This is a genomic window from Planctomycetota bacterium, assembly GCA_035574235.1.
Lineage (GTDB): Bacteria > Planctomycetota > MHYJ01 > MHYJ01 > JACPRB01 > DATLZA01.
The window spans coordinates 1-6,047 of the sequence record DATLZA010000133.1 but is presented as its reverse complement, the minus strand read 5'-3'; the positions used below and the strand labels follow the sequence as shown (position 1 = coordinate 6,047).

At 72.1% G+C, this 6,047-nt stretch carries 8 protein-coding genes; 6 read left to right on the top strand and 2 right to left on the bottom strand.

Annotation, left to right across the window (positions count from 1 at the left end):
* A partial coding sequence (locus VNO22_12390) for a HEAT repeat domain-containing protein (GenBank protein ID HXG62172.1) occupies nt 1-713 on the bottom strand: 713 nt, incomplete at its 3' end.
* 146 nt (nt 714-859) lie between these two features.
* On the opposite strand from VNO22_12390, the gene VNO22_12385 reads away from it, so the two are divergent.
* A complete protein-coding gene (locus VNO22_12385; protein HXG62171.1) occupies nt 860-2,263 on the top strand; it encodes a trypsin-like peptidase domain-containing protein in 1,404 nt (467 codons plus the stop codon).
* Between the two features lie 12 nt (nt 2,264-2,275).
* Here the strand turns inward: VNO22_12385 and VNO22_12380 are convergent, their stop codons facing one another.
* A complete protein-coding gene (locus tag VNO22_12380) occupies nt 2,276-2,611 on the bottom strand; it encodes a rhodanese-like domain-containing protein (GenBank protein ID HXG62170.1) in 336 nt (111 codons plus the stop codon).
* A gap of 125 nt (nt 2,612-2,736) precedes the next feature.
* Here VNO22_12380 and VNO22_12375 point away from each other — a divergent pair, with 125 nt between their 5' ends.
* The 5 genes from VNO22_12375 to VNO22_12355 form a co-directional block, all read left to right on the top strand.
* Entirely contained in the window at nt 2,737-2,922 is a 186-nt protein-coding gene (locus VNO22_12375) for a hypothetical protein (GenBank protein ID HXG62169.1), read from the top strand.
* Between the two features lie 34 nt (nt 2,923-2,956).
* Nucleotides 2,957-3,403, top strand: coding sequence for a nuclear transport factor 2 family protein (locus VNO22_12370; protein HXG62168.1), 447 nt, complete (start codon nt 2,957-2,959; stop codon nt 3,401-3,403).
* Between the two features lie 57 nt (nt 3,404-3,460).
* Nucleotides 3,461-4,054: a hypothetical protein gene (locus VNO22_12365; protein HXG62167.1), complete on the top strand. Its 594-nt coding sequence runs from the start codon at nt 3,461-3,463 to the stop codon at nt 4,052-4,054.
* Nucleotides 4,051-5,520 carry a fused MFS/spermidine synthase gene (locus VNO22_12360; protein HXG62166.1) on the top strand — a complete coding sequence of 490 codons (1,470 nt, stop codon included), beginning with the start codon at nt 4,051-4,053 and terminating at the stop codon, nt 5,518-5,520. The genes VNO22_12365 and VNO22_12360 overlap by 4 nt, the downstream gene beginning before the upstream one ends.
* The coding region (locus VNO22_12355) for a hypothetical protein (GenBank protein HXG62165.1) at nt 5,508-6,047 on the top strand (540 nt) is incomplete at its 3' end. The genes VNO22_12360 and VNO22_12355, both read left to right, overlap by 13 nt.

The following is a 6,047-nucleotide window of genomic DNA, read 5'->3' as shown; positions in this document are numbered from 1 at the left end:
GCTTCCGGCGTCAGGACGCGACCCCGGTCGTCGGCGACCTCGTCGAGGGTGAACGCCGGGGCGCCCAGCGGGCGAGCGCCGGGCTCGGCCTGCGCTTCCAGATGGAAGGTCACGAGGCCCTGGTGATCGCGGAACGTGGAGGTCCGGTAGAGGTCCAGGCGCCCCATGGAGACCTTGAACGCTCCGGCGTAGCAGGTTGGCCGTTCCACGAACGGGATCGGCGAGAAGCTGACGCGGTCCGGCCCGTCGAACGCCCACTGAGCGTCGCCGAGGGCGCGGCAGATCCGATCGAGCGCCTCCAGGAGCGTGGCGCGCTCCAGGGAGAGGCTGACGCGCCGCCCGGGGGCCAGGGCGTCCGCGCAGAAGCGGACGCCGGTCCGGCGGGCGATCTCCGCGAGCGCGTCCTCCAGGGGCGCGCCCTCCAGGCGCAGCGTGAGCGGGGGCCGGACCGGGCAGACGCGGCGGAGTCGTGCTTCAAGATCGATCTGCGCCAGGGCCTGCTCGGCGCGCTGGCGTGCCTCCGGGTCCGGCGCTTCCAGGAGGCGTCGAAGCGCCGGAACGGCCGCCTCCCCGAGCGCTACGAGGCGGCGCGCGGCTTCTTCCCGCACGGCGATGTCCGGATGGCTCAGGTCGCCGGCGAGGGCGTCCGGATCGGCGTCCCGCTCCTGAAGCGGGGACAGCACGAGAAGGGCGGCCGCCGCGAGGTGCTTCATGGAAGAAGTCTCCCTGCCGCCGGAGCGGCAACGAAAAGCCCGTCCGAGCTGTAGAGCCGCGGCGGGGGACCGGGTTACGGAGCGGTGCGCGCATAACGCGCGACGGCTTCGGCACCTCCATGAGAAAACAGGAAAGAGGAGGCTCCATGCGTGTCTCGCGTGCCATCCGGGGAAGTGCCGCGCTCGTTCTGGGGGCCCTGGCGGCGGTTCTCGCGCTGGGCGCGCGGGCGGGGCCGATGGAGCCGCAGGAATCGGCACCCGAGGTCGTCGAGCGTGCCGCGCCCGCGGTCGTGGGGGTTCTTTCCAGCCGGACCCTCGTGCCGCCGGAGGTGCCGGGTCCGTGGGGATTGTTCGGGCGTCCGCCGCGGGGATTGCTTCGCGGCGTGGGTTCGGGCGTCGTGGTCCGCTCCGAGGGGGTGATCCTGACGAACCATCATGGGGTCGAAGGGGCGGAAGAGATCCGGGTCGTTCTGCCGGACCGGCGCGAGTTTCCCGCGCGGCTCCTCGGGGCCGACGCCAAGACGGACCTGGCGGCGCTGCGGATCGAGGCGCGGAACCTGCCTGTGCTGCCGTTCGGCGATTCCGGCCGCCTGCGCGTGGGCGAATCGGTGCTGGCGATCGGGAACGCGCTGGGGATCGGCCAGACCGTCAGCCGGGGCATCGTCAGCGCGAAGGGACGCGCGAATCTGGGGCTCGCGGAGTACGAGGATTTTCTCCAGACGGACGCGGCGATCAATCCGGGGAATTCGGGCGGGGCGCTCGTGAACCTGCGCGGAGAGCTGGTGGGGATCAACACGGCGATCGCCACGCGAACCGGAGGATTCCAGGGGATCGGGTTCGCGATTCCGAGCGCGATGGCGCGTCCGGTCATGGAGATCCTTCTGGAGAAGGGGCGCGTGGATCGCGGCCAGCTCGGCGTCGTGGTGCAGGACATGACTCCGCTTCTGGCGGAAGCGATGGGCGGGGCGCCGGACCGAGGCGCGGTTCTGACGGACGTGGTGCCGCAGGGGCCCGCGGAGGAGGCGGGGCTGCGCCGGGGGGACGTGCTGGTGGGGCTGGACGGAGAGGCGGTGTCGTCGGCCGCGGAACTGCGCAACCGGGTGGCGCTGCGGGGCGCGGACGCGGAGGTGGCGCTGGACGTCTGGCGGGAAGGCAAGCGCTTCGAGGTTCGGGTGCGGCTGAAGCCCGCGGAGGAGACACCGCTGGAGGAGCCCTTGCCCCCGCTTCCGCGGGACGAGGGAGCCCGGGAAGAGCGACGGGACTCCGGGCTTCCGGGGATTTCCGTGGCTCCGGCACCGAAGGATTTATTGGAGGAATACGGGGTGGCGGACGAGCGGGAGGCCGCGCTCGTCGTCATATCCGTCGATCCGCGCCGGGCGTCGGCCTTCACGGGGCTGCGGCGCGGCGACCTGATCCTGGCCGTGGGCCGGGCGGCGGTGAGCACGCCGGAGGAAATGCGCCGTGCGGTGCGCGCGAGCAAGGGCCCGGTGCTTCTGACGGTGCGCCGCCCGGGCGGAACGTTCTTCGTCGCGGTTCCCAGGCCGGAATGAAGGAGGCGGACGTCATCCGGTCATGCCGCGGGCCTGCGGGTCTTCCCAGCGTTCCCAGGCCTGGACGCCTCCGTCCAGGATTCCGACGAGTGGATATCCCTTGGCCTGATACTGTTCGGCCCAGCGGAGGGCCGCCGACTGTCCGGGCGAGTCGCAGTAGAAGATGATTTCCTGGGACCAGGGCATCAGGGGAAGGCGCTCCTCGAACTCCCGCAGCGTGAGCGAGCCGGGGATCTTCATGCGGGCGCAGCGCGTTTCGTCCTCGTAGGCGCAGACGAGGATCGGCGGGACGGCGGATTCAAGCTTCTGCCGCGCGGCGGAGGGCGGGATCCGTTCGGGGAGGGCCATACGAAGTCCCAAAACTGATCATTGGTGCGGGCGCCGCGTGACGGTTTTCCGGCACGGAAGCGGGTAACGGAGGCTCGGGTTGGCGGCTCCCTGAAAAGAGTCCCGAATGGAGGGAGGATTCGGTTATGAAGCCCGCCGCGAGTCTCCGGCTGGAGGACGTGTCGCGCCGCCGCAAAAAGTCGCCCGTTGCCCCTTTGCCGGAGGCGCCCATCCCCGCCCAGCCCACGCCCCACGATCCGACCCCGGAGTATCCGGGTCCCGAGGAGCCGTACGAAGAGGATCTCTGGCGGGCGCCGTCGGCGCCGCCTTGACCCTTCGCGGGGGCGGGGATATAGTGGACCGGGAATGGCCCGCTTCGCGCTGGTTTTTCTCCTCCTTCCGGCCGCGTGCGCGCCGGAACCGCCCCCCTCGCCCGACCTGGCGGTCAACAAGCAGATGATCTGGGACGTGATCAAGTCCTACCACGAGGCCGCCGACCGGTGCGATCCGGACGCTCAGCTTGCCTTGATGATTCCCGACGTGTCGCTCGTCCGCCGCCACGACGAGATCGTCCGGGGGTCGGAGGCCGTCGGCCGGGTTCTTCGGGAACGCGCCAAGGGGGCCGAGGGGCAGGAGTGGAACACGGTCGTCGGCAAAGAGGACATCCGCGTCGAAGGGGATCTGGCCTACGCCACGTACCTGGCCAGTGTGGGGCAGCAGCGGGGCGTCATCACCGCCCTCTTCCGCCGGGTCAAAGGGAAGTGGCTGATCGCGCACTTCCACGACACCTGGTCGGGGACCTCGGGCAAGTGACCGCCCCGCGCCGGGGGGCCGATGACGCCGGAGCGGAGTCCTGAGTCGCGCGTCCCGATGGCCCTCGTCCACGCCGTCTTCTTCCTCTCCGGCTTCGCCTCCCTTCTGTACCAGATCGTCTGGCAGCGCGCGCTTTTTCGTCTCTACGGGACCAACGTCGAATCGGTGACCCTCGTCGTGACGGCCTTCATGCTCGGGCTGGGTCTGGGAAGCCTGGTCGGAGGGGCCCTCTCGACCCGGGAAGGAGCGCCGCGGTTGCGGATCTTCGCGGCGATGGAGATGGGCGTCGGCGCGTACGGACTCTTTTCGCTTCCGCTTTTCGGGGCGATCGGGCGCTGGGCCGGCGACGTCGCCGGCATCGAAGTGGGCCTGGCCGCTCTGGCGGGCGTGCTGGTCCCCACGCTCCTCATGGGCGCGACCCTTCCGCTCCTTGTGGCGCACGCGGTCCATCGCTCCGGCAACGTCGGGCGCTCCGTGGGCGGGCTCTATTTCACCAACACCCTGGGGGCGGCGGCGGGGTCGCTGGCGGCGGGAGGGTGGGCGCTGGGCGCGCTGGGGGAGACGGGCGCCGTCCGGCTGGCGGCCGCGGCGAACGCCGCGGTGGGCCTGGCCGCCTGGGTGTGTGCGGGCCGCGGGAGGAAAGCGCGATGATCGTCGCCGCCGCACTGGCCGCGCTGTCGGGCGCCGTGGCGCTTTCCTACGAGATCCTCTGGTACCGCGCCTTCTCCTTCGCCTCGGGGGGATCGGCCCGCACGTTTCCGTTCCTCCTGGGGGCGTATCTGGCGGGGCTCGCCTTCGGCGCGGCCGGGGCGCGGCGCTTCTGCCGCGAGGGCTCCCCGCCGCCGCTGGGCCCCGTGGGCGCGTTCGTGGTTCTGGCCAACTCCGGCGGCTTCCTCGTGATCCCGGCGCTCGCGGCGCTTGCGGCGCGCGGGGCGTCCTGGACGGCGGCGCTTCCCCTGGTGGCCGCGGCGGCCGGTGGATTGGGGGCGGTCTTTCCGCTCGTCAACCACGCGGCCGTTCCGCCGGACGCCCGGGCGGGCGCGCGCGTGGCCCGGATTTACCTTGCCAACATCGCCGGCAGCGCGGCGGGCAGCTTCGTCACGGGATTCATCCTCCTCGATCTCTGGACGATCCGGACGATCTCGACGGTCTTGGCGCTGACGGGGATGGCGATCGGAGCGGCGGCGTTCGGATTCCGCCCGCTCCGCTGGGCGGCGACCGCGGCGGCCGGCGCGGCGCTGGCGGCCGCGGCCCCGGCTCTTTTCGACGGCCTCTACGAAAAGCTTCAGCTCAAGGGCGGGTACCGCCCCGGGATGCGCTTCGCGCACGTGGTGGAGACCCGCTCGGGCGTGATCACGGTGACTTCGGACGGGCGGATCTTCGGCGGGGGGATCTACGACGGAGCGTTCAACACGTCGCTCGAGCGGGACGTCAATCTCATCGTCCGCGCCTACGCCCTCGCGGGGATCCATCCCGCGCCGCGGGAGGTATTGGTCATCGGTCTGAGCTCCGGCTCCTGGACGCGCGTCCTTTCGCGGCTTCCGGGCGTCGAGCGCGTCACGGTGGTGGAGATCAATCCCGGCTATCTCCGCCTGGTGCCGCTCTTTCCGGAAGTGGCGGGGATTCTCGGCGATCCGAAGGTGACGATCGAGATCGGCGACGGGCGGCGCTGGCTGGCGCGCCGGCCCGAGCGGCGGTTCGATCTCATCGTCGCGAACACGACCTTTCACTGGCGGTCCAACGCCACGAATCTTCTTTCCCGGGAGTTCCTGGAGCTCGTCCGGTCGCGGCTGAAGCCGGGCGGGATATTCTTCTACAACACCACGGAGTCCGACCGCGTTCAGCGCACGGGGGCGGAAGCCTTTCCGCACGCGCTGCGGATCTACAGCTGCCTGGCGGTCGGGGAGACGCCCCTGCGCTTCGATCGGGCGCGTTGGCTCGAGGCGATGAGGCGCTATCCGCACGAGGGGCCGCCGCCGTCCGAGGAGCGCCTGCGGGAGGCGGCGGACCGGCTGGAGGCGAACCTCGAGACGCGGGAACGGCTGCTGGCCCGGACGCGCGGGGCGCGGCCGGTGACGGACGACAACATGGGCACGGAGTGGACGTGGAGGCCGTAGCGCGCGGGGGCTGGGTCGGAGCGGCGGCCGCGTGGGCGGTTCTCGCGGCGGTCCATGCGGCCCTGAGCGCCGCGGTGCCGCGAGGCGCGCTGGCGGATCCGTTGCTTCCCCTCTGGGCGCGCCTGTCGCTGGTGGCCACCGAATGGGCGGCGCTGGCGGCGGCGGTCGGCGCGGGGGCGGCGGCGCTCGGAGGATTGAGGGGCCGCCTCCGGGAAGGGATCCGCCGCGCGCTGCGCGACGGCGCGGCGGCGCTTTTCGTCCTGGGACTGGCGGCGAGCTGGTCGATGTTCCGGCTGAGCGGGCGCTTTCTCGACGGCGAGGGACTGGCCTTCGCGGGGACGAACCTCGGGGCCGTGCTGCGGTACGCCCACGAAACGCAGCCGTTCGAGCTGTACGTTCTGCCGTGGCTTCTCGTCGCCGCCGCGGTGGGGGCGTGCGAGGGCGGGGCGCGGCTCGCGCGGCTCCTGCCGGCCCGCGCGGCGCTGGGGGCGGCCGGCGCCGCCGTGGGGCTGGCGGCGCTGGGCGCG

Coding starts and splice junctions, on each gene's coding strand:
- VNO22_12385 (HXG62171.1), top strand. CDS start 860: ATGCGTGTCTCGCGTGCCATCCGGGGAAGTGCCGCGCTCGTTCTGGGG.
- VNO22_12370 (HXG62168.1), top strand. CDS start 2,957: ATGGCCCGCTTCGCGCTGGTTTTTCTCCTCCTTCCGGCCGCGTGCGCG.
- VNO22_12380 (HXG62170.1), bottom strand. CDS start 2,611: ATGGCCCTCCCCGAACGGATCCCGCCCTCCGCCGCGCGGCAGAAGCTT.
- VNO22_12375 (HXG62169.1), top strand. CDS start 2,737: ATGAAGCCCGCCGCGAGTCTCCGGCTGGAGGACGTGTCGCGCCGCCGC.
- VNO22_12365 (HXG62167.1), top strand. CDS start 3,461: ATGGCCCTCGTCCACGCCGTCTTCTTCCTCTCCGGCTTCGCCTCCCTT.
- VNO22_12360 (HXG62166.1), top strand. CDS start 4,051: ATGATCGTCGCCGCCGCACTGGCCGCGCTGTCGGGCGCCGTGGCGCTT.